The sequence below is a fragment of the Bradyrhizobium sp. Arg237L genome (assembly GCF_029990105.1).
In the GTDB taxonomy this organism is placed as follows: Bacteria; Pseudomonadota; Alphaproteobacteria; order Rhizobiales; family Xanthobacteraceae; genus Bradyrhizobium.
This window is the reverse complement of the sequence record NZ_JAQMIL010000026.1, coordinates 81,225-101,829: the sequence shown is the minus strand read 5'-3', so window position 1 is coordinate 101,829 and position 20,605 is coordinate 81,225. Positions and strand designations below refer to the sequence as shown.

The window sequence follows — 20,605 nt, the reverse complement described above, 5'->3', positions numbered from 1 at the left end:
AACGGGAGGTGGTCGATGCCAAGCCTCGCCAAGATCGCTGCCATCGTCGCTGCACTCCTGACCGGAAGCGCGACCGCGTGCCTCGCGGGCGATGCACCAGAAGGCCGCCTCGTCGAGATCGAAAATCCGCTTGCGAGCTCGCAGCCTTTGCAAGGTTACCTGCGGCAGCCCCGCAATGCCGGCGCTTTGCCCGCGGTGGTGCTGCTTCATGGCTGCAATGGCGGCTGGCGCCAGCTCGACGACCGCTGGGGCAAGCTGCTCGTATCCTTGGGCTATGTCACGCTCACAGTGGACCGCTTTGGTCCGCGCGGCCTCAGCAGCACCTGCGCCGGCGGCCCGCCACCCGCAACCGTCTTCGATGCCTATCGCGCACTGGACTTCCTCCTGCAGCAGCCGTTCGTCGATCGCGATCGCGTCGCACTTATCGGCTTCTCGCAGGGCGGATTGCTGGCGCTTACCTCGGTCGAGCGCGGCATGATCGAGCGGACATCGAACAACAAATTCCGCGCAGCGATTGCATTCTATCCGCCGTGCCTCGGCATCAAGGATAGCATGACTGTGCAGACGCTGATCCTGATCGGCGAGCTCGACGACTGGACACTGGCCAAGGAGTGCCGCAACCTTGTCGAAGGCCGCGACGACTACGGCATTTCGCGCCAGAAGGGCCTGGGCGTTCCGATCGAATTTATCGTCTATCCCGGCGCCTATCACGCCTTCGATGTTCCGAGCCTTGCAACGCCGGTAAAGTTTCTCGGGCATCGTCTCGAATTCAACCAGGCAGCCAGAGATCAATCGGTCGACGCGGTGCGCAAATTCCTGTATGCGACGATCGGCGGGCAAGAGAGGTTACAATGACCATCAAAGCCGTCGTCTTCGATGCCTATGGCACGCTCTATGACGTCCAGTCGGTCGCTGAAGTGACCGAGGATGCGTTTCCCGGCTATGGCGAGATCATCACGCAGATCTGGCGCATCAAGCAGCTCGAATATAGCTGGCTGCGCTCGCTGATGCGGCACTATCAGGACTTCTCCGTCGTCACGCGCGACTCGCTCGCCTACACGCTGCGGAGCCTTGGCCTGCAATATGACGCCGGAACGTTCGACAGGATCATCGACAAATACCTGCATCTCGATCTCTATCCGGACGCGCTCGCCTCGCTCGAGGCGATGAAGGACAAAAAACTCGCGATCCTCTCCAATGGCAGCCCGGACATGCTGAATGCCCTGGTGCGCAACAGCGGGCTCGACCGCCTGCTGGACGCAACCATCAGCGTCGATGCCAAGAAGGTCTTCAAGCCGAGCCCGGAGGCTTACACGCCGATCGAAGAAGTCCTTGGCGTGCCGCCCTCGGACGTCCTGTTCATCTCCTCGAATCCGTGGGATGCCTGCGGCGCCAAGGCGTTCGGCTTGAATGTCGCCTGGATCGAGCGGGTGACGCCGCAGGCCATGGCGCTCGCCTGCGTCGAAAGCGAGACCTTGCCACCGCTGACGATGTTCAAGGCGCTACGCACACAGATGGATGAGCTCGGCGTTGCGCCGGACTATCGCATCCATGGTCTATCCGAGCTTCCTGCGCTGGTCTCATCCCACAGGTCCTAGAATATGAGTCTGGAATCCGTTCGCGCCTTCTTCGCCGAGAAGGCGCCCGACATTGCCGTGATCGAATCGGCCAAGAGTTCCGCGACGGTAGCACTGGCGGCGGAAGCCCATCGCGTCGAACCGGGGCGCATCGCCAAGACACTGTCGCTACGGGTCGGCGAGCGCGTGGTGCTGATCGTCACCAGCGGCACCTCGCGGATGGACAACAAGAAGGTGAAGGCGCCGTTCGGCGTCAAGCCGAAGATGCTGGGGCTGCACGAGGTCGCCGATATCACCGGGCACGAGGTCGGTGGCGTCTGCCCCTTCGGCCTGAGGACACAGCTCGCGGTCTATTGCGATGTGTCGCTGAAGGCTTTCGACATCGTCGTGCCTGCTGCGGGCTCGACCCACAGCGCGGTCAGGATCGCGCCGTCGCGGATGGCGGAATTGACGTCGGCCGAATGGGTCGACGTCTGCGAGCATCGGCCGCAGGAGGAAGTGTCGGCCTATTCGTCATAACGTCTCGACGGCGCCGACTGATGCTGCACTGGCGGCGCGCCGCGTGCGCGTGGCGCAGATTGCGGCGTCGCACGTGAAGGCGCCTGTTGGGCGCTCGCACTGGATTCGAATACCGCACGACAATCATGGGAGAGTTGCGGCGTGTTCTGCCGCAAACATGCCGTGATCCGGTTGGTATCAGGGATTTGATCGCTGCACAGCCGCCACACATCGGGCGTGCAGGCCATCTGCTGTTCCCAGGTTCCGCGATACTCTTCTGAGAATGCCGGGTTTTGCACGACCAGTCCGGTGCCGATCAGGATCGCACAACCCAGGACAATGCGCGGCGTTCGCATGCAGGATCCTCTTCCAATATCTTGTCGACAAACGTCTCGTTCGATTGCATCTCGGCGTGCCGGTTCCAGGCACATGCCGATTTGCAACTATGACAAATGAATGAGACTTCGGAAGGTTCGCGACCCGCAACAAAACGTGAAATCGCCTACTCCACTTTGCCGATTTTCTTGACCGCTGCGATCAGCCGCGCGCTGTCGTCGGCGACGAATTCGGAAAACTCCGGCGCATCGAGATAGGCAACCGGACTGCCCGCGGTCTCGAACGTCTTGACGACCTCCCGCGCTTTCACCGCTTCCGCCATCGCCTCCCGCAGTCGCGTCATGATCGGCGCGGGCAATGCGCGCTGCGCGAACAGGCCGGCCCAGATGTAGAACTCGACGTCCTTGTAGCCGAGCTCCTTGAACGTCGGCAGGTCGGGAAAGCTGGCGACGCGTTCGGCGCCCCAATTGGCGAGCACCCGCATCTTGCCATCGGCGACCTGCTGCTTCAGCGTGCCAGGCGCGGATGCCACCGCCTGCACCGTGCCGCTCAACAGCGCGGTCAGCGCCGGGCCTGCGCCGCGGAACGGCACATGCAGCAATTTGATGCCGGCGCTCGCGGCAAACATTTCCATCGCGACGTGAAGCGTGCCGTAGGGACCGGACGAGCCATAGGGGATCTGGCCAGGGCGCCGTTTGGCATCGTCGACAAAATCCTGCAGCGTCTTCCATGGAGCGGAGGCCGGCACCGCGAGCAGCGTCGGATCGGCGAGCACGCGCGCGACCGGCGCGAATTGCGACACCTCATAGGCGACCGGGCGGTCGAACAGCCGATCGGCTTCGGGCAGCACGGCGAGCGAGGACAGCGTCATCAACAGCGTGTAGCCGTCCGGCTCGGCGCGCGCCGCCTGCGCATTGCCGACGGAGCCGCCGGCTCCACCGGCGCGGTTGTCGACGATCACGGGCTTGCCGAGGATCCGCTCCAATGCCAGCGCCACCGGCCGCGCCGCGAGATCGGCCTGCCCACCGGCCGGAAACGGCACGATCATGGTGATGTTGCGGTTGGGATAGACAGCGCCTTGCGCGAAAGCAGCGTGCGAAAGCGCGGTTTGCGCGAGCGGCAAGACGGCGGCAGTTTTCAAAAGCTCGCGGCGGTTCATCGGCAGTTTCTCCCCGGTGGTTTTGTTTGGTTTGTGGGGAGAGCCTAACCACAAATTGTAGGGTAGGCAAAGCGCAGCGTGCCCACCCTACACTCACCGAACGATCCTCGAATCTCCTTCATATTCCCACCCCACTCCGCATCGAGCAGGCCACGTTCGACGTAGCGATGAAAACTGCTGTGCGGCCAGTCCGCCACGCGCGTGACGTAACCGTGCTTCACCGGATTGAAGTGAATGTAGTCGACATGCCGTTCGACATCAGTGTCATCGCGGATCGCATGCTCCCAAAAGCGACGCTGCCAGATGCCTTTCTCCCGCTTGACGATCTTGCTTGGGGAGGATCGCGGCTTGTCCTCGACACCGCGTGAGAAACCATCCTTGATGAGGCTCCAGCGAGCGGAGAAGTCAGCATCTTCCTCTGGAAGGGTCCAGACGGCGTGAATGTGGTCCGGCAGAATGCAGATTGCGACGGTCTCAAACGGACGACGTTCGCAGACCGTCCGATAGATCCTTCGCAGGCGGTCTATTTCGCTGACAGGCAAGGTGCTCGCTCGATCGGCAAGAACGACCGTAAAGAAAAAGGTGCTGCCTTTTGCGCGTCGGTACTGCGGCATGATCCCCCCACCGCGCTAGATTGGTGGGCACGCTTCGCTTTGCCCACCCTACGAGACCGTCAACGCCTCTTTCCCTTTACAAAATGCTTCGCCAAAAACTCCGCGAGCACTTCAACGCGCGCGGGGCGCGGGCCGCCAGGGGGCGTCACCAGGTGCACGGCGCCTTCGGGCAGCTTCCAACCCTTGAGGATCACCTCGACCTCGCCGCGCGCGATGGCTTCCCCGACGATGAAATCGGGGAGATCGGCGATGCCGAGGCCGGCGAGAACTGCCGGCAGCAGCGCTTCGCCATTGTTGACGCGCAACTGCCCAGCGGGACGGACGCTCGCTTGTTCGCCGGCCGCGTTGGTGTAGTGCCAGACGCCCGCGGTCGAGAGATAGGCGTAGCCGAAGCATTTATGCTCGGCGAGATGCATCGGATGCGTCGGCCGGCCGTAGCGCTTCAGGTAGGACGGCGCCGCCACCGTGTAGCGCGGCATCGCGCAGAGCCGCCGCGCGATCAAGGATGAATCGGGCAAGCGCGCGATGCGTAGGCCGGCATCGAAACCTTCGCCGATCAGGTCGACGGTGGCATCGCTCAAATGCAGGTCGATCGACACCTCCGGATATTTCTCCAGAAACTCCGGCAACAGCGGCGCGACTGATTTCACTCCGAACGTCATGGGCACCGCGAGCCGCACCAGGCCGCGCGGAGTGACCGATTGTGCCAACGCCTCGTTCTCGGCGGCCTCCCCGTCGGCAAGCAGGCGCGCGGCGCGCTCCGACAGCTTTTGCCCTGCATCCGTTAGCGCCAGCCGCCGCGAGGTGCGGTTGAACATCCGCGCGCCGAGCCGATCCTCGAGCCGGCTGACCGCCTTTGAGACGGTGGCCTTCGACAGCGAAAGATCGGTTGCGGCCCCCGCGAATGACCGCAATTCAACGACTTTTGCGAATATTGCGAGCGCTTCGAAATCCGGGAGTTTTGACATTCTGGCGATTGCCCCTGCCACAAATGGAAACAATGAGTTTCGATAGTTTCTATTTCTATACCACGCCCGACGGCATATCCAAACGAAATCGAAATTTGAGGAACATCCGATGATCGAACTCAGACCCTATGCGAAGCTCGGCGGCGCCGACCATGGCTGGCTGAAGGCGAAGCACCACTTTTCGTTCGGCAGCCACTACGACCCGAACAATATGGGCCACGGCGCCTTGCGCGTGTGGAACGATGACGAGATCGCGCCGAACACCGGCTTTCCGCCGCATCCCCATGCCAATATGGAGATTATCACCTATGTCCGCGAAGGCGCTATCACCCATCAGGACTCGCTCGGCAACAAGGGCCGTACCGAAGCTGGCGATGTGCAGGTGATGAGCGCGGGAAGCGGCATCCGCCACGCCGAGTACAATCTCGAACCGTTGCAGACGAAGATCTTCCAGATCTGGATCGAGCCGACGACGCAAGGCGGCGAGCCCACCTGGGGCTCCAAGCCGTTCCCGAAGGGCGATCGCTCCGGCAAGCTCGTCACGATCGCGAGCGGCTTTAAGGGCGATGCCGACGCACTGCCGATTCGCGCCAAGGCGCGGGTGCTTGCGACCACGCTGAAAGCCGGCGAAAGGGCGGAATATGCGCCGGAGCAAAAGCGGCATCTCTATCTCGTGCCCGCGGCCGGCAGCATCGAAGTCAACGGCGTGCGTGTCGATGCCCGTGACGGCGCCGCGATCCGCGACGAAGCCAAGCTGACAATCACCGCGCTGGAAGATTCCGAGCTGGTGCTGGTCGACGCGGCATAACTTCACTCGTCATGCCCGGCCGCCTGTCCCCGACCTGATCGGGGATGACCCGGTCATCCATCCCCTTCGACAGGTTTCTCGATTGTGATCGATTGCCGGGTCACAAGCCCCGGCAATGACGCTCTAACTTCAACAATACCCAACCAACGGAGAGCCATCATGGCCAAAGTTCTCGTCCTCTATTATTCCGCCTATGGTCACATCGAGGCCATGGCCAATGCGGTCGCCGAAGGCGCGCGCGAAGCCGGCGCCACCGTCGATATCAAGCGCGTGCCCGAGCTGGTGCCGGCCGAAGTCGCAAAAGCGTCATACTATAAGCTCGACCAGGCAGCGCCGGTCGCGAAGATCGATGATCTCGTCAATTATGATGCTGTTATCATCGGCACCGGCACCCGCTTCGGCCGCATGTCCTCGCAGATGGCGAACTTCCTCGATCAGGCCGGCGGTCTCTGGGCGAAGGGCGCCTTGCATGGCAAGGTCGGTGGCGCCTTCACCTCGACCGCCACCCAGCACGGCGGGCAGGAAACGACGCTGTTCTCGATCATCACCAACCTGCTGCATTTCGGCCTCACCGTGGTCGGGCTTAATTACGGCTTTGCCGGCCAGATGAAGCTCGACGAGATCACCGGTGGTTCGCCCTATGGCGCCACTACGATCACCGGCAGCGACGGCAGCCGGCAACCGAGCGCGAACGAGCTTGCGGGCGCCCGTTATCAAGGACGTGTGATCGCCGAGACCGCGAAGAAACTGCATGGCTGATGCGAGTTCGAGGGCGTTCTCGTTTGTGAGCGTGGCCCTATGTAGAGCGTGCGGTCGGAGCCTTCATTTCGATCGCACCTTCATGTTCAAAACCGCATGACTGCAGCCGCCAGGTCCTTGCCCCCCGGACCTGGCGGCACATGCGCGTCGGGGATCACGACATGGTTGAAATGCTTTTCATGGCGCAATTGGTGCGCAGGCCGCTGCAGGCGATGGCGCGGCGCTGGTGGTGCAAGAGTCTTTTCCGCGCCACGCGCGGGCAACGCCGTTGTCCTGAATGCACGAAGTCGTGATGTCGATTTGTCGGCCCGCATGCTTGGAGCTGCCATAACGAACTCGTGATAAAGTGATTGCGTTCACGGTCACTGAGCGCGGGGTCCTGGCATGAGCAACACCAAGCAAACGCAATGGCCGGAACTGCCGACTGCGGCATGGCGTGACACCAGTGCCACGCTGCAGCTCTGGACCCAGATCGTCGGCAAGATCCGGCTGGCCAAGTCGCCCTGGCTGAACCATTCGTGGCACGTCACGCTGCATGTCACGGCGCGCGGGCTGACCACATCGCCGATCTCCGACGGCATTAGAACGTTTCAAATCGATTTCGATTTCGTCGATCACGCCTTGCGTATTTCGACTAGCGACGGCGCTGAGCGGCATTTTGCGCTGGCCGGGCTCTCGGTGGCGGGCTTCTACGCGGCGGTGCTCGCTGCGCTGAAACAGCTCGACATCGACGTTACGATCGACGAAATGCCAAACGAGGTGCCGGACCCGATCCGTTTCCCGGAGGACAACCAGCATCGCTCCTACGATGCTGACGCCGTGCGACGCTTCTTCCAGATCCTCTTGAACTGCGATCGGCTGTTCAAGCAATTCCGCACCGGCTTCCTCGGCAAAGCCAGCCCCGTGCATTTCTTCTGGGGCAGCTTTGATCTCGCAGTGACGCGTTTCTCCGGCAGGAGCGCACCACGCCATCCCGGTGGCGTGCCGAACCTGCCGGATGCGGTGGCGCACGAAGCCTATTCGCACGAGGTGAGCAGCGCGGGTTTCTGGCCAGGCGGCGGCGCCATCGATTATCCGGCGTTCTATTCCTATGCCTATCCCGAACCCGCGGGCTTCCGCACCGCCAAGGTGCGACCCGACGCGGCTTTCTTCAGCGAGTCGCTCAGCGAATTCATCCTGCCCTATGATGCCGCGCGTACCTCCGGCGATCCCGACCAGGCGGTGCTGGAATTCCTGCAAAGCACCTATGAGGCCGCCGCTATTGCCGCAAAATGGGATCGCGATGCGCTGGAATGCCCCCTTGGCCGACCCGGCGTGGTGCGGCAGCTCTGAGTCGCGCCAACTTTAAGGGCGTAGGGTGGGCAAAGCGGCTTCTTGCACCGGTGCTCAAACAGGCTAAGGCGGAAGCGTGCCCACCATCCACGTTCCGCTTGTGACGGTGGGCACGCTTCGCTTTGCCCACCCTACATCCTGCTCAAGCGTGATCGCTTCCGCGCTCTTAATTCAACAGCTCCGGCTTGGTTACTGTTTGCCTGATCTGCGCACCACAATCGGAGCATTCATAGGTGAAGTCGATCTTCGCCAGGCTCCAATGCGGCGCAACATCCGTGACGAACATCGGAAGACCTGCGCAGCTCGGGCACATGATGAAGTCCGGTTCCACGGCATGGTGATGGATATAGGCTGGCATGTCGGCTCTCCTTGCGGAACATTCCCCGGTGGCCCAGCCCGGGAGCCAGCATACGGCGCTGCAGCGATCACAATTGTGGACTTTTGCGAACATAGAAGGAACGCCCACACAATCCTCGTGAGTGTGACAATTCTGCATTGAAGCAGATCAGCTCTGAATCAGTCGGCGCGTAGGGTGGGCAAAGCGACGCGTGCCCACCTTCACGAGCGGAGTGCTTGATGGTGGGCACGCTTCGCTTTGCCCACCCTACAGAATCGTAGTCAGCTCTCTTCTCGCGAAGGCGGCTTGCCGAGCGCGCGTTTCAGATACGTCGCCAGCTTCGGATATCTGCGCAATTCCTGCGCGGTCCGATCACGGAGCGCATGGGGCAATCCGCGCCAACTCAAGGCGGCGCTGATGTCGAGCAATGGCAGGCGTTTCACGCCGAAACGGCGCTTATAGGCATAGTTGCCGATCGAGAAATCGAACTCGCGAACGCCCTGCTTGTGCAGCGCTGCCATGGTGCGCTCGATGATCAGCCGGCCCGGCGAGCAGTTACTCCATTTGTCGCCGGCGTTGCTGATGCGGATCATCACGTAGCGCGAGCCGTTGCGGACACCGAGCAGCGTTGCCGCCACCTCCTCGCCCACCGTCAGCGCCGACACGATGGCATAACCGCTGGCGACACCGTTGCGGACCAGGCTGCGATAAAACGCGGCGCAATTCTCGTCATTGAGGATGAAATTGACTCCCAGGCTCTGCATCCGCGAGCCCTGTTGTGCCTCGGTCGTCGCGAGAATGCGGAGCGCTTCGTCACTGTCCGCGGCGATCGTGAAGCTCGTCGCCGGATCGCGCGTAAACACGCGCCAGCTTCGCTCCAGCTCCTTGCGCACCGTCCGCTCCAGCGTGTGGCGCCAGGCGTCGTAATCGTCGCCCGTGGTGACCAGGTTGCCATTGACTGGGCAAGCCGCCGCACGATCGAGCAGCGACAGCGGATTGGGCCAGCCGTCGAGATCGGGCGCGACCTTGCGCAAGCGGATGAGATCGGCGCCGCCGGGCAGCTTGCGCAACGCGGCGCGCAGGTCGCGCCAGAACGCGCGCGCTGCCGCGGCATCGCGCGGCGCCGCGGACCCAAGCAACGGCGCGTTGTAATCGGTGAGATCAAGGTCGGCGAACTCGATGGTTCGAATGCTGCCCTGCCGACGACGGATCAGCGGCAACAGCGCCGCCGGCTCGCCGGTCGCGGCGTCGGTGATGAAGGCGATCACGGGCGAGACGCCGTCGGTGTCGGCGAAAGCAGCGTACCAGGCTTCATACCATTGCGGATTCTGGAACGCGGTCGGAGGCGCGAACGTACCCCACCGCGCTGCTGCCGGCTTCCAGTCTGTAAAGATCTCGACGAGGTAGCCGGCCGCCCGCGCTTTCGCGTGCGCGGAGAGCCTGCCCGCCGATGTCGCAAGTACCGTCATCGCCACACGCCGCGCTTACGCCGCCTTCGGCAGATCGACGATCTTGCCGAGCTCGATCTCATCGAGACGGAAGTCGATCGGGCGGCGCACGGCGCGCTCGCGCTTCACCCACTTGCCGTCGCGCAAGAGCTTCTGCATCACCTGCTTGGCAACGAAGGATGGACCGTGAAGGTTGCGGCTCTTCGGCGCGTAGCCGAAACGATGACGCAGCATGCCATTGGCGAGATGCAGGATCTGCGCGCGCCGGATCTCGTCGTCGACGTAGGACACCGTCATCGAAATGTTGACGACGCCGAGATTTTCGACCCGATGCGGCGCGTTCAGCGGCCAGTTCAACATCTGGCCAGGCTCGAGATCGATCACCTGGGCATGCTGGTCGTACCAGGAGGCATAGGGTATATCGACCTCGACGTCGAACAGCGCGATGTCTTCGAGGTGCTCCGGCCGGATGAATGGCGGTGTGTTCGGATAGATGTAGACCCGCTTGCGTCCGGCGATCTGGATCAATCCCTGCCCCGGCAGGTCGGAGTGGTAATAGACCTGGGCGTCCGGCGAGGAGACGAGGATGCCTGCCCGATGCGTCGGCGCATCAAAGCGCGGAACCTTGGCGGCGATCTCCGCAAACATCTGGTCGACCATCACGCGGAAACGGCGATCGATGGAGGTGACATTGCGCAGGTTGAGCCAGAGACCACCGCGCGAGATCGCCTCGATCACCTCGCGACCGCTGAGCTTGCCGATTTCGCCTTCGCGCCAGACCCGGCCGGAACCCTTCGCACCTGTCTTGACGAGGCTGTAATGCTCGCGCGGATAGTTCTCGATCAGCTTCGCGAGCTCATCCATCGAGAACGCGGGTTGCTTGTGCATCGCGTGCTCGAGCCGGATCGGCTGATGGCTCCAGAGCTCCGAATGGGTGTCGTCCCATTTGGTGAAGATCTTGCCTGTCGTCATGTCGCGCTCCTGGTCGCCTTGCGTCGTTTTGATCTTCCGATGTCCCGTTACGGGACGACCGGGCAGCCTTCACACGAGGATTGGCAAGATCGGTGCCGGCACTGTTTCGGGCGCTTACCGGAAGCTAAGGTCTGCGCGGTATGCTAACCGAGATCACCCCGGAAGCCCTGCCGCTGCGCGATGACCTCCACACCCCGATATCGGGCGCTGTTCCTCGGCGCGGGAGCCGAGATGCATTGCGGCGTCGGACAGTTCACGCGCTTATTGACTGACGCGATCGAAAAGCTCGACCCCGGCAGTAGCCAAACATTAACCCTGACGCGCGGCCAAGGATCGCTCCACGACATCTGGCGCGCAGTCGGTTCGGCGCAGAGCGTGATCTGCAATTTTCCGATCGTGGCCTGGAAGCGCGTGATCCTGCGGCCGCTTCTCACGCTCGCGATCGCAAAGCTGCGGCGGCGCGAGATCATCCTGGTCGAACATGAATGGGCCGGGCTGAACTGGATGCGGCGGATCACCTACATTCCCGCGGTGTGGGTTGCCGACAGCATCGTCATGTTCTCGCCGCTGGTGCGGAAGGAACTTGCCGATGACGCCGTGGTCAGCTCCGCCGTAACGAAATCCGTGCTGGCGCCACTGCCGCCCAACGTCGAGGCGCCCTCGAAGACCGAAGACTCCGAATTGCGGCGGCGGCTATCAGCGGCACGCGTCAGCGGACGATTGGTGATCGGCCATTTCGGCTCGATCTACCCGGGCAAGCAGCCGAATGCGCTGCTCGAGATCGGCGCGATCCTGAAGGCGCGCGGATTGCGGCCGCTGCTGGTCTATATCGGCTCCTTCATTCGCGGCGTCGACAAGGTCGAGGAGAATTTCCATGCCCGCGCCGCCGAGCTTGGCCTCGGCGAGGACGTGATCGTCTCCGGCTTCGTTGCCTCCGATGCCGAAGTATTCGGCCTCTTCGGCGAGGTCGACGCCTTCTGCTATCCGCTCGACGAAGGCATCACGGCCCGCCGTTCGAGCATCCTCACCTGCGCGCAAGCGGGCCGGCCGCTGGTCGCGACCGGCCCCGCGCTAGCGGACGAGTTCGACCATCATCCGCGCTTCAGGCAGTTGATCGATCGCGGCGCGATCGTGCTGGTTCCGCGTGGATCGGCAGGCGAGGTCTATGCGGATGCGATCCTGGCCGCGGCGAAACGACCACCGCCGCAGGCGCCATTCGATTTCACCGGCTGGTGGCGCGATGTGGCAACGACGGTGGCGGCCGTCATCTATGCCCGCAAACGGAACCGCGCGAGATAGTGCAGGCCGAACACGGCGATCAGGAACGTCGCCCAGATCGGATCGGCGCGGTCGAGGAAGAAGCTCTCCATCGACGACAGATAGAGGCCGAACAGCCATATCCGCAGGAACATCATCGACAGCGGGCCGTCATTGCCGTCCTCGTCGGCGGCCTGGAAATCGCGCAGCGGCTTGACGACAACAGCGGCGATCAGGAACACAAGACCCGGCAGGCCGGTGCCGAGCGCGGTGTCGAGATAACCGTTATGGCTGTGCGAGGCATAGCCTGCCCATTCCTTGCCTTCCTTCAGATTCGTGATCGCATTGCTGCCCCAGAAGGCTTCGAAACCATAGCCGGTCAGGAGCCGCTGATGCAGCGAATCGACGGCAAAGACCCAGATGTCGGAGCGGCCGGTGAAGCTCGTATCCAGCGGCAGGAGCTTTGCGATCGACGCGAGCGTGTCGCTCAGCACCGTGCCGACGCTGAACAGGTTGAGCACGATGAGCGGCAGCAGCAACATCAATGCGCGTCCCCAGAAGGAACGAACGACCGACGTCAGCGAGGTCAGCAGCAGCACGGCCAGGCAAAGCGAGATCGAGCTCTTGCCCGCGGAATAGACCAGGAACAGGGCCGAGAGCGCTATGACGATGACGCCGGAGATCCATCCGCCGGCACGGATGAAGTAGACGCCGAGGAACATCGTCATCGCCATTATCGCAGCGGCGACGTTCTTGTGCCCGAACGCGCCACGCCAATTGCCGGCGAGCGCCGGCTCCTGCGGGTCGGTCGCCAGATGGATCGACAGGTTCGGAGCCAGCAAGATCCCGAGATAGCAGGTCGCGAGCAAGACCAGCGCGGCGATGCTGAACCACCGCATCAACTCGCTCTGCGACTTCGGCAACAGCATCACCGTCGCCGTCACCACCACGACGAATACCGAGAGCGCAAAGCGGCGACTCGAGGTGGCCGGATCGAACGACAGTACGACCGTCAGGCAAAGCCAGGTCCCGAACAGCACATAGGCCGGGGTCAGCAGCGACGCCAACGCCGGCATGTTGTCGCGCATGGTCAACACGAGCATCAGCACCATGAGCAGGCCGAACAGCGCGTAGAGCACGGCCTCCTTGCCGGAGGTCACCTCTCCGACGCGCATGTCGCTGAGATCGTCGAACGGATGCAGCGAAATCCACACCAGCAGCAGGATGCCGATGAAGACCGCGGCGCGGACGAAATCCATCACCGGCCGCCGCCACACATCGGCGAAGACGGCCCGGGCTTCGGACGTGATGAGAAACTCGGTCACGAAACGATCTTCGCCGCGGCGTAGGGTTGCGGCTCGATGCCGAGCACCGCAAGCGCGCTGCCGACGGCCACCATCATCGGATGCATGGCGATGATGGCCTTCCGTTCCCTCAAGACGATGCGCGTGGCGCGGAATAGCGAGAACGGCACCAGGCCGAACATCTTGGCCATCACAGCGGCACGCGACCACGTCGACTGCGCGCCCTTGCGCTCGATGTGATAGTTGATCGCCCCGATCCGCAGGCCGCGCCGCACAATCCAGCCGAGCTTGGTCCGGCTCCGCGGCACCGTCTCCGAGATGGCCGCTTCCGTCGCCCAGTAGAATCGGAAGCCCGCACGGCGGGAGCGTGCAAAGAAATCATGGTCGCCGCCACCTAGGAAATTGAAGCGCAAATCGAACGCGGGGCTGCCGAGGCCAGCGAACACCTGGCGCCGGATCAGGCAATTGCCGCAGCCATAGATCACGGGCACCGGCCCGCTGCTATGATAGGCCGGCGCAAATGCCGGATGACGCTTCAGGCCGCGCTTGCGCTCGTCGTCGAAATTCGGCCAGACCGGCCCGCCGATCACGTCCGCCCCGGTCGTCTCGGCGGCCTCGATCATGCGCTCGAGCCAATCCGGCGAGGCGATCTCGTCGTCGTCAATCATCAGGAAGTTCGCGGCTTGCGGGAAGGTTGCGAGCGCCGTCTCGAACGCTGCGTTGATGGCGTGGCAGTTACCCTGCCGCGGCTCGACGAGGCAAAGGCCATTCAGCTTTCCAGACGCCAGGAATTCCGCGGCCACCGGTGCGCTTTCACAATTGGCCGCGTCGTTCTCGACCACCACGACCGCAAAGCGGCGCGCGGTGCGCTGCGCGGCGACCGATTCCAGCGTCAGCCGCAGATGCTGCGGCCGGCGGAAGCTCGGGATGCAGACTACCGTCTCGACGGAGCAGTCGAGCCCGGGCGAGGCCGCGACCCAGGCGCGGTCCGTTACAAGAAACTCGGTCGCAATCGACATCTTGTTCATGGCTTCAATCCCAGTCCGCGACACGCCGTCCCAGAACGGGTCACGCCACCATCATGGGACGCAATCGTCCCGAAATCGTTGATGGGCGGAGCCGCACGAAAGCGATTCGCAGGGTATGGCCAGGTCATGGCAAAATCCGATCCAGCCACGCGCGGCGCGGCGACGATCTCTTGCGAGGGTTAATCGGAGGGCATTTCGCGCGCTTTCCGCTCCACTGCCATTCGATGAGCATTGACGAGCGCGCGATGGCGCGCGCGTTGGCAGCAATTCGTTAAGGTTAAACACCGTCGAGAGCGCCGGCACGAAGAGCCTTCATCCCCACTGGCATTCGATTTGCTGTTCCTCGGGACGACAAAGAAATCGACCGAGACCGTAACAACACTCGCAAACGTCTGAGGTTTCACCTTGAAAGCGCTAGACCTCGTTTCGCTGGGCACAAAACATGTCCGCAACGCGCTGTCGGAAGAACTCTATCTGCGCACCGGCCGCGATGTCACCCGGCCGGCCGCGATCTTCGCGGAGGTCGTCGAGCGCTGCAACTACAAGTGCCGTTATTGCGATTATTGGCGCCGCCCGAACTACCGCGAGGAAATGTCGATCGAGGAATGGCAGCGCGCGCTCTCGAGCCTGAAGGAATTCATCGGCGCCTATCATGTCGAGTTCGCCGGCGGTGAGCCCTATATCAAGAAGGGTTTCCTCGACCTCGTCCGGTTCTGCCGCGACAACGACATCCATTGGGGCGTGACCACCAATGGCGGTGCCTATCTGAACAAGAAGATCGTTGCGCAGACGGTCGAAGCACATCCCTTCAACATCAACATTTCGATCGATTCGCGCGATCCGAATATCCACAACTATTCGCGCGGCGTCGAAAACTCGCTGAACGACATCGTGCAGGGGATCCGGAACGTCTCCGAGAAGCGCCGCGCCGAAGGATTGGATTTTCCGATCATCATCAAACCGGTCGTGCACAGACTGAACTTCCGCCAGCTCCCGCAGATGGTCGACTGGATCCAGCAGATCGGCGCCACTGCGCTGAGCTTCCAGCCCGTCGAGATGGGCACGCAGGAGGTCGAGGACGAATTGTGGATCGGCGAACGCGAGATGGATGATCTGATCGCGGTTCGCGACGAGTTGCTGCGGCTGAAGCGCCAGGGCGCGCCGATCCTCAATGGCGAGGCCGTGCTGAACGCCTGGCCCAATCATTTCCGCCGCGAGAAGGCGCCGCCGGAGGTCATGCCCTGCCGGGTCGGCATGCGCAACTATTTCATCCGCTCCGACGGCCGCCTCGAGGTCTGCTGGTTCTTCAAGCCGATCGGCAACGTGCGCACCCAGACCGCGCGCGAGATTTGGTACAGCGAGGAAGCGCGCATGCGCCGCAAAGAAACCGTGGCCTGCGACAAGCTCTGTCTCTTCACCTGCCTCGCCCAGCGCACGCTGCAGGACAAGCTTAAGATGGGCCTGACCCTGCTGACGGGAACAAAGGCGCAGGCAAACGAGGTCAACAGCAACCGCAGCCCGGGTGAAGCGGCAGCGTAACCCCTGGCCGCTCGTAATCGCTGATGCAGTTGTCCCGGGTTGCGCTTCGCTTCACCCGGGCTACGAGGTCACTTGGCTGCGAACAGCTTTCGGAACAGCTTTTCCGATTCCGGGAAGCGGCCGGTGTCGATCTGCGTCGGCCACAGGCCATCGACGTTGAAGTAGGCCGCATAAGCGATGCTGTCGCGGTTCTCGACGAACCAGTCGTGCATTTTCTGGATAAAGTAAGGATTGTCGCCGGCGTGGCCGACGCCCCACTCCGGAAAGCTGATGCGCTTGCCGTGGCGCGCGGCGAAATCGCGATGCCATTCGAGACCGAAAGGCGCCTTGAGATAAAGCGTCTGCCAGCGCTCCTCCACCGAGCCTTCCGATTTGAAGTCGTAGACGTCGAGCCCGATATAGTCGACGACATCATCGCCGGGATAGGCGAGATCGGCCGGCATCTCCTGCGCCCCCCAGCCGGGACACCAGTCGAACTTGAACTCATTGGACGCGCGACGGAAGATCTCGGTCACGCGCCGGAATGCCCTGATGTAGTCGGCCTCCTGGCCCTTGGCGAACCAGCCCATCTGCGAAAGATTCATCTCCCAGCCGAGCCGGATGATCGCGCGCGGCTGCGCATCGGAGATCGCGCGTGCCGCCGCCTCGAACTCGGAATCATGCAAGCCGTCTGCGACATCGGCGAGCGGCGTTCCCGTGATCGTCAGCGGCATCGACCAGACCACGTTCCGTTTTGGATTAAGCCGTCTCCAGATGCCCGGCACCCAATCCACTTTTCGAAAATCTTCCCAGGTCGATTGGCCGTAGAAGTCCACACCGAGCACGGACGACGGCTTCTGCTTCAGCCATTTCTCCCAGGCCTGCAGCATGTGCTCGCGGCCGTCGGATCCCCAGTCCACAAAGGCGCCGGCAAACCGCGCGGGATCGGCGCCGAGACGGGAGGCTGCGCCGGCGGCGTCCCGCGCAGGGGTGGCGCCGCCGAGAACTGCGCCGGCCGAGGCCGTCAGCATCCCGCCGACGAAGCGACGCCGGCTCAATCGTTCAGTTCGAGCCATCTGCTCTCCTCGCGCGTTTGCGAAAGAATGGCGCCAATCTCTTGCCCACCGTTTCAAAAGCGGACACCGCGGACGGAACGGTTGTGCCGAAACGAACTGGCGGCACAGCCTTGGTATCACCCGCGGCGCGATTCCGCCCGGAAATCCCGTAATCCCACATGCACTCATACCCGCGCCGAACTGCATCGGCGATGCGCGGATCCGGCTCTGCAATATCCGGGCAAGCCGCGCAGACGGACACGAAACACGGCTTCTTATGGTTACTTCGCGCCGTCAGCGCCGCGGCGATCATCAGCGGCAAGCAAAATTAACCAACGACGATCCCAGCCGCGGCCAATGCGCCGGTTCGGCATCGATCTTGCTGAAAGGTTCGCCGAGGACGAACGGCGGCTTGGAAAGCGACAACCGTGAACGCGATCGCCAGAGAGATCTATGAGATGGACCCAGTTGCGTTGTTAACCCCGACTTACGGGCGCGACCTGGAGATCTGCACCTTGCTTTGTGAGAGCGTGGACCGGCACGTTACCTCGTTCTCCAAGCATTATCTCCTGGTTCCCGACTGCGACCTGCCGCTGTTCGCGCCGCTTGCCGGCGAGCGTCGCGTCGTCATCCCGGCCTCGACCTTCCTGCCCGACTGGCTGCGGCCGCTGCCACGCATCATCCAGCGCCGCCGGCGCCAGTTCTGGTGGTCGCTGCGGGCCAAACCGGTGAACGGATGGCATGTGCAGCAGATCCTCAAGATCGCCGCCACCATCGGACTGCCTCACCAGCGCTTTTGCATCCTGGATTCCGACATCGTGTTCTTCCGCGACTTCGACCTGACACGGTTCGAATATCCAAACGCGATCCCGATGCTGACCATGTCGAATGTAGTGACGGCGGACCAGCCGCGACATTCACGCTGGCTCGTGACCACCCATGAACTGCTGGGGCTGCCGACGCCGCCGTTCCCGGCCGACGATTTCATCGGGCACATCATCTTCTGGGACAAGCAGACCACCCGAGCCCTGGCCGAGCGCATCGAGACCGTCACCGGCCTCGACTGGATCGACGCGCTGTGCAAGACCCGCGAATTCTCCGAATACATGCTGTACGGCTATTTCGTGCAGAACGATGCCGCGGCCTCGCTGCGGCATGCCGCTGTCCCGGACACCCCCTGCGTCAGCTATTGGGACGATCCGAGGCTCAGCAAAAGCGAGCTGCAGGATCTCTTGCGTCGCGCCAACAAGGACGACGTCGCGTTCTCGATCGCATCCTTCTCCGGCACGCCGGTCGAGACCATCCGCGCTGCGATCGCCGAGAGCAACGAAATCCTTTCGCTCACCGGCAGCGGCAAACGCACGGAGTTTGCGGCGTTATGCTGATCGGGCAAGCCAGCATCAACCTGACCGCCAACATCCTCTCGGCGCTGCTGGGGCTGCTCAGCGTGTTCGTTTTCACGCGGCTGTTCTCGCCGCATGATTACGGCGTCTATTTGCTCGGCATCGGCTTCGCTTCCGTGATCAGCGTGTTCCTGGTCGGCTGGTTCCGAAATCTGATCCTGAGCGGGCACGCCCGCAACGACGGCACCGACGTCCGCGGACTTGTACTGTCAGGCTATATCATTTGCTGCCTGACGGCACCGATCGCCTATGTGCTCGCCCGGCTCGCCGGCCTGGACAACACCGCGGCGTTCGCCACGGTGGCGCTCTCGGTCGCGATCGGCCTGTTCGAGCTGACGCAGGACCTGGTTCGCGCGCGGCTGATGGCGCTTTCGGTGATGAAGGCGACGCTGGTGCGCGCCGTCTCCGTGCTCACACTCGGCGTCGTCGTCGCGCTGGTGAGCCCGAATGGCTTCTGGCTGTTGCTTTCCTCCGCCCTCGCCTATCTGCTCGCAGTGCTCGTGCAGTCGCGCACCGCCTGGCGTGGCACGCATGTCAGCTTCGACCGTACTGGTCTCATGGCCGTGGCCAAGACCGGCCTGCCGCTGACGCTGTCGCTGACCCTGCTTGCGATCGCCAGCGTCACCGACCGTTTCATGATCGCCAACCTCGTCGGCGCGGCCGATGCTGGCCGATATGTCGCCTCGCTCGACCTCGTCAGGCAGACGCTGATGATGCCGGCGATGAGCATGGCGGCAGCGTTCTTTCCGCTCGCCGTCCAGATCCACGCCAAGCAGGGTGATGGCGCGGTGCGCTCGCATCTCGCCGAATGTCTCGAGCTATTGCTATCAGTTACGCTTCCGGCTTCGCTCGGCTTTGCCGTGGTCTCCGGGCATGTCGCCAACATCATCCTCGGCCCTGACTTCCGCGAGCTCGCGGCGGAAATCATGCCTGTGATCGCGGTCGCCGTGGTGTTCCAGGTCCTGACGCAGCAGTATCTGCACGCGAGCTTCCTGCTGTCGGGCCGCAACGGCTTCTATCTCGTCAACACCGCCTCGCTGATCGCGGCCAATGTGATCCTGTCCTATCTGCTGGTTAGCCACTACGGTGCCGTCGGCGCGGCCTGGGCGCGGCTCGGCGCCGACATCATCGGCTTTGCCTGTGCGCTGGTGCTGACCCGTTATGCCTTCCGCGTTCCGCTGCCGCTTGGCCGGCTGGCGCTGGTCCTGATCGCCGCACTCGCGATGGCGCTGACGGTCGCCGCACTCGATCGCATCCTGCATATTCCGGATCTCGCCGCCTGCATCGTGCTGGCGGTGGTTGGCATCCTCACCTACGGCGTTCTGGCCTGGCTGTTCGACATCGCAAGGATTCGCGGCCGGCTGAAACACAGCTTCACGGCCTTCAGAGCAAAATTCGCAAGCAGCAATATTGGATAACAGCCAATGACCGACATCCTTACTTTCGGTGCCATCCATGCAACGCTCGCCAATGTCGACACGGCGGGGCCGGCCGCGCATCCGCAGTCGCTGCTCGACCTGCCGCCGGGCGAGGCGCGGCAGAGCCTCCTCACCGTGCACAGCATCCTGGAGGCAACGCTGCCGGCGGGCCCGCTCGCGATCTACGAGGCCGGCGGCGGCTCGACCAGCTTCCTGCCGCTCAAGGTGCTGCGCCGCAGCCACATCACCGTGGTCGACATCGACGAGGATCAGGTCAAAAACAATCAGTACGCGCAGGCAACGATCCTGGGCGACATTCAGACCTACCGTTTCGCACCGAAAAGCTTCGATTTCATCGTCTGCTACAACGTTATCGAGCACGTGCCCGATGTCGAGGCCGCGCTCAGCGGTTTCTGCGAGGCGATCAAGCCGAACGGCTTGATCCTGATCGGCGCACCGAATCCGAAGTCGCTCTCCGGCGTGGTGACGAAGTATTCACCGCATTGGTTCCACGTCTGGTTCTATCGCTATGTGCGCGGCGACAAGAAGGCCGGCCTGCCGGGCGAGGCGCCGTTCCCGACCCATTTCCATCCGCTGGTCACGCTGGGCAAGCTCGAAGCTTTCGCCAGGGCGCACGGCCTGCAGGTGATCTACCGCAAGGTCTATGAGAGCCCGCGCTATCCGGAGATGCGCCTGCGCAAGCCCCTGCTCGCCGCGCTGGTCGACGCCACCGCGAAGGCGATGAACTTCTTCCTGCCCGGCAAGACCGACGTGCGGCACGGCGACTATCATGTGATCCTGCGGAAACTGTGAG

At 62.9% G+C, this 20,605-nt stretch carries 22 protein-coding genes; 11 read left to right on the top strand and 11 right to left on the bottom strand.

The features are described from left to right. Positions 1-15 precede the first annotated feature (15 nt). From OZ411_RS18025 to OZ411_RS18015, 3 genes are read left to right on the top strand one after another with little or no spacing between them, the layout of a single operon-like run. Positions 16-855 (top strand): alpha/beta fold hydrolase, encoded by an 840-nt coding sequence (locus OZ411_RS18025; protein ID WP_282529032.1) that lies wholly within the window; start codon positions 16-18, stop codon positions 853-855. Beyond that, a complete protein-coding gene (locus tag OZ411_RS18020) occupies positions 852-1,598 on the top strand; it encodes a haloacid dehalogenase type II (RefSeq protein WP_282529031.1) in 747 nt (248 codons plus the stop codon). The genes OZ411_RS18025 and OZ411_RS18020 overlap by 4 nt, the downstream gene beginning before the upstream one ends. Before the next feature lie 3 nt (positions 1,599-1,601). After that, the gene (locus OZ411_RS18015) at positions 1,602-2,096 is read left to right on the top strand and encodes a YbaK/EbsC family protein (protein ID WP_282529030.1); all 495 of its coding nucleotides are present in this window, start codon (positions 1,602-1,604) and stop codon (positions 2,094-2,096) included. Here the strand turns inward: OZ411_RS18015 and OZ411_RS18010 are convergent. The 4 genes from OZ411_RS18010 to OZ411_RS17995 form a co-directional block, all read right to left on the bottom strand. Then, positions 2,084-2,431, bottom strand: a complete 348-nt coding sequence (locus OZ411_RS18010) for a hypothetical protein (protein WP_130581436.1) — start codon at positions 2,429-2,431, stop codon at positions 2,084-2,086. The two genes, OZ411_RS18015 and OZ411_RS18010, sit on opposite strands and share 13 nt — an antisense overlap. A 146-nt stretch (positions 2,432-2,577) precedes the next feature. After that, positions 2,578-3,570, bottom strand: a complete 993-nt coding sequence (locus tag OZ411_RS18005) for a tripartite tricarboxylate transporter substrate binding protein (protein ID WP_282529029.1) — start codon at positions 3,568-3,570, stop codon at positions 2,578-2,580. 44 nt (positions 3,571-3,614) lie between these two features. Continuing rightward, positions 3,615-4,184: a transposase gene (locus OZ411_RS18000; protein WP_282529028.1), complete on the bottom strand. Its 570-nt coding sequence runs from the start codon at positions 4,182-4,184 to the stop codon at positions 3,615-3,617. A gap of 59 nt (positions 4,185-4,243) precedes the next feature. Continuing rightward, complete coding sequence (locus tag OZ411_RS17995; protein ID WP_282529027.1) at positions 4,244-5,152, bottom strand: LysR family transcriptional regulator; 909 nt, start codon at positions 5,150-5,152, stop codon at positions 4,244-4,246. A gap of 109 nt (positions 5,153-5,261) precedes the next feature. Between OZ411_RS17995 and OZ411_RS17990 the strand changes: the two genes are divergently transcribed. From OZ411_RS17990 to OZ411_RS17980, 3 genes are all read left to right on the top strand, one after another. Continuing rightward, positions 5,262-5,960, top strand: coding sequence for a pirin family protein (locus OZ411_RS17990; protein WP_130581439.1), 699 nt, complete (start codon positions 5,262-5,264; stop codon positions 5,958-5,960). Between the two features lie 159 nt (positions 5,961-6,119). Beyond that, on the top strand, positions 6,120-6,719 hold the full coding sequence (gene wrbA, locus OZ411_RS17985; RefSeq protein ID WP_130581440.1) for an NAD(P)H:quinone oxidoreductase: 600 nt from the start codon (positions 6,120-6,122) through the stop codon (positions 6,717-6,719). Positions 6,720-7,103: 384 nt separating this feature from the next. After that, entirely contained in the window at positions 7,104-8,051 is a 948-nt protein-coding gene (locus tag OZ411_RS17980; protein WP_282529026.1) for a DUF5996 family protein, read from the top strand. 166 nt (positions 8,052-8,217) lie between these two features. Here the strand turns inward: OZ411_RS17980 and OZ411_RS17975 are convergent, their stop codons facing one another. From OZ411_RS17975 to OZ411_RS17965, 3 genes are all read right to left on the bottom strand, one after another. Beyond that, the gene (locus OZ411_RS17975; protein ID WP_282529025.1) at positions 8,218-8,409 is read right to left on the bottom strand and encodes a hypothetical protein; all 192 of its coding nucleotides are present in this window, start codon (positions 8,407-8,409) and stop codon (positions 8,218-8,220) included. Positions 8,410-8,669: 260 nt separating this feature from the next. Then, positions 8,670-9,857: a GNAT family N-acetyltransferase gene (locus OZ411_RS17970; protein ID WP_282529024.1), complete on the bottom strand. Its 1,188-nt coding sequence runs from the start codon at positions 9,855-9,857 to the stop codon at positions 8,670-8,672. Positions 9,858-9,872: 15 nt separating this feature from the next. Continuing rightward, entirely contained in the window at positions 9,873-10,808 is a 936-nt protein-coding gene (locus tag OZ411_RS17965; RefSeq protein ID WP_282529023.1) for a cupin-like domain-containing protein, read from the bottom strand. A gap of 180 nt (positions 10,809-10,988) precedes the next feature. Here OZ411_RS17965 and OZ411_RS17960 point away from each other — a divergent pair, with 180 nt between their 5' ends. Further along, the gene (locus OZ411_RS17960; RefSeq protein WP_282529022.1) at positions 10,989-12,107 is read left to right on the top strand and encodes a hypothetical protein; all 1,119 of its coding nucleotides are present in this window, start codon (positions 10,989-10,991) and stop codon (positions 12,105-12,107) included. Here the strand turns inward: OZ411_RS17960 and OZ411_RS17955 are convergent. Further along, on the bottom strand, positions 12,077-13,390 hold the full coding sequence (locus OZ411_RS17955; protein WP_130583502.1) for an O-antigen ligase: 1,314 nt from the start codon (positions 13,388-13,390) through the stop codon (positions 12,077-12,079). The two genes, OZ411_RS17960 and OZ411_RS17955, sit on opposite strands and share 31 nt — an antisense overlap. After that, a complete protein-coding gene (locus tag OZ411_RS17950; protein ID WP_282529021.1) occupies positions 13,387-14,397 on the bottom strand; it encodes a glycosyltransferase in 1,011 nt (336 codons plus the stop codon). Before OZ411_RS17950 ends, OZ411_RS17955 begins: the two co-directional genes overlap by 4 nt. A 405-nt stretch (positions 14,398-14,802) precedes the next feature. On the opposite strand from OZ411_RS17950, the gene OZ411_RS17945 reads away from it, so the two are divergent. Continuing rightward, positions 14,803-15,936, top strand: a complete 1,134-nt coding sequence (locus OZ411_RS17945; RefSeq protein ID WP_282529020.1) for a radical SAM protein — start codon at positions 14,803-14,805, stop codon at positions 15,934-15,936. Between the two features lie 68 nt (positions 15,937-16,004). On the opposite strand, the gene OZ411_RS17940 is transcribed toward OZ411_RS17945, so the two are convergent. Beyond that, positions 16,005-16,991 (bottom strand): hypothetical protein, encoded by a 987-nt coding sequence (locus OZ411_RS17940; protein ID WP_282529019.1) that lies wholly within the window; start codon positions 16,989-16,991, stop codon positions 16,005-16,007. Beyond that, positions 16,978-17,292, bottom strand: coding sequence for a hypothetical protein (locus tag OZ411_RS17935; protein WP_282529018.1), 315 nt, complete (start codon positions 17,290-17,292; stop codon positions 16,978-16,980). Before OZ411_RS17935 ends, OZ411_RS17940 begins: the two co-directional genes overlap by 14 nt. A gap of 106 nt (positions 17,293-17,398) precedes the next feature. Between OZ411_RS17935 and OZ411_RS17930 the strand changes: the two genes are divergently transcribed. Genes OZ411_RS17930 through OZ411_RS17920 form a run of 3 tightly spaced genes read left to right on the top strand, consistent with a single transcriptional unit; the run spans position 17,399 to position 20,604 of the window. Next, entirely contained in the window at positions 17,399-18,355 is a 957-nt protein-coding gene (locus tag OZ411_RS17930; RefSeq protein ID WP_282529017.1) for a DUF6492 family protein, read from the top strand. Continuing rightward, complete coding sequence (locus OZ411_RS17925) at positions 18,349-19,791, top strand: oligosaccharide flippase family protein (protein WP_282529016.1); 1,443 nt, start codon at positions 18,349-18,351, stop codon at positions 19,789-19,791. Before OZ411_RS17930 ends, OZ411_RS17925 begins: the two co-directional genes overlap by 7 nt. A gap of 6 nt (positions 19,792-19,797) precedes the next feature. Then, complete coding sequence (locus OZ411_RS17920) at positions 19,798-20,604, top strand: class I SAM-dependent methyltransferase (RefSeq protein WP_130583738.1); 807 nt, start codon at positions 19,798-19,800, stop codon at positions 20,602-20,604. Position 20,605 lies beyond the last annotated feature (1 nt).

Excerpts from the sequence above, each read along its gene's own strand:
- OZ411_RS18010 (WP_130581436.1), bottom strand. The coding sequence starts at position 2,431 with ATGCGAACGCCGCGCATTGTCCTGGGTTGTGCGATCCTGATCGGCACC.
- OZ411_RS18015 (WP_282529030.1), top strand. The coding sequence starts at position 1,602 with ATGAGTCTGGAATCCGTTCGCGCCTTCTTCGCCGAGAAGGCGCCCGAC.
- OZ411_RS18005 (WP_282529029.1), bottom strand. The coding sequence starts at position 3,570 with ATGAACCGCCGCGAGCTTTTGAAAACTGCCGCCGTCTTGCCGCTCGCG.
- OZ411_RS17940 (WP_282529019.1), bottom strand. The coding sequence starts at position 16,991 with ATGGCTCGAACTGAACGATTGAGCCGGCGTCGCTTCGTCGGCGGGATG.
- OZ411_RS17975 (WP_282529025.1), bottom strand. The coding sequence starts at position 8,409 with ATGCCAGCCTATATCCATCACCATGCCGTGGAACCGGACTTCATCATG.
- OZ411_RS17995 (WP_282529027.1), bottom strand. The coding sequence starts at position 5,152 with ATGTCAAAACTCCCGGATTTCGAAGCGCTCGCAATATTCGCAAAAGTC.
- OZ411_RS17990 (WP_130581439.1), top strand. The coding sequence starts at position 5,262 with ATGATCGAACTCAGACCCTATGCGAAGCTCGGCGGCGCCGACCATGGC.
- OZ411_RS17965 (WP_282529023.1), bottom strand. The coding sequence starts at position 10,808 with ATGACGACAGGCAAGATCTTCACCAAATGGGACGACACCCATTCGGAG.
- OZ411_RS17925 (WP_282529016.1), top strand. The coding sequence starts at position 18,349 with ATGCTGATCGGGCAAGCCAGCATCAACCTGACCGCCAACATCCTCTCG.
- wrbA (WP_130581440.1), top strand. The coding sequence starts at position 6,120 with ATGGCCAAAGTTCTCGTCCTCTATTATTCCGCCTATGGTCACATCGAG.
- OZ411_RS18000 (WP_282529028.1), bottom strand. The coding sequence starts at position 4,184 with ATGCCGCAGTACCGACGCGCAAAAGGCAGCACCTTTTTCTTTACGGTC.
- OZ411_RS17980 (WP_282529026.1), top strand. The coding sequence starts at position 7,104 with ATGAGCAACACCAAGCAAACGCAATGGCCGGAACTGCCGACTGCGGCA.
- OZ411_RS17960 (WP_282529022.1), top strand. The coding sequence starts at position 10,989 with ATGACCTCCACACCCCGATATCGGGCGCTGTTCCTCGGCGCGGGAGCC.
- OZ411_RS17950 (WP_282529021.1), bottom strand. The coding sequence starts at position 14,397 with ATGAACAAGATGTCGATTGCGACCGAGTTTCTTGTAACGGACCGCGCC.
- OZ411_RS18020 (WP_282529031.1), top strand. The coding sequence starts at position 852 with ATGACCATCAAAGCCGTCGTCTTCGATGCCTATGGCACGCTCTATGAC.
- OZ411_RS17920 (WP_130583738.1), top strand. The coding sequence starts at position 19,798 with ATGACCGACATCCTTACTTTCGGTGCCATCCATGCAACGCTCGCCAAT.
- OZ411_RS17970 (WP_282529024.1), bottom strand. The coding sequence starts at position 9,857 with ATGACGGTACTTGCGACATCGGCGGGCAGGCTCTCCGCGCACGCGAAA.
- OZ411_RS18025 (WP_282529032.1), top strand. The coding sequence starts at position 16 with ATGCCAAGCCTCGCCAAGATCGCTGCCATCGTCGCTGCACTCCTGACC.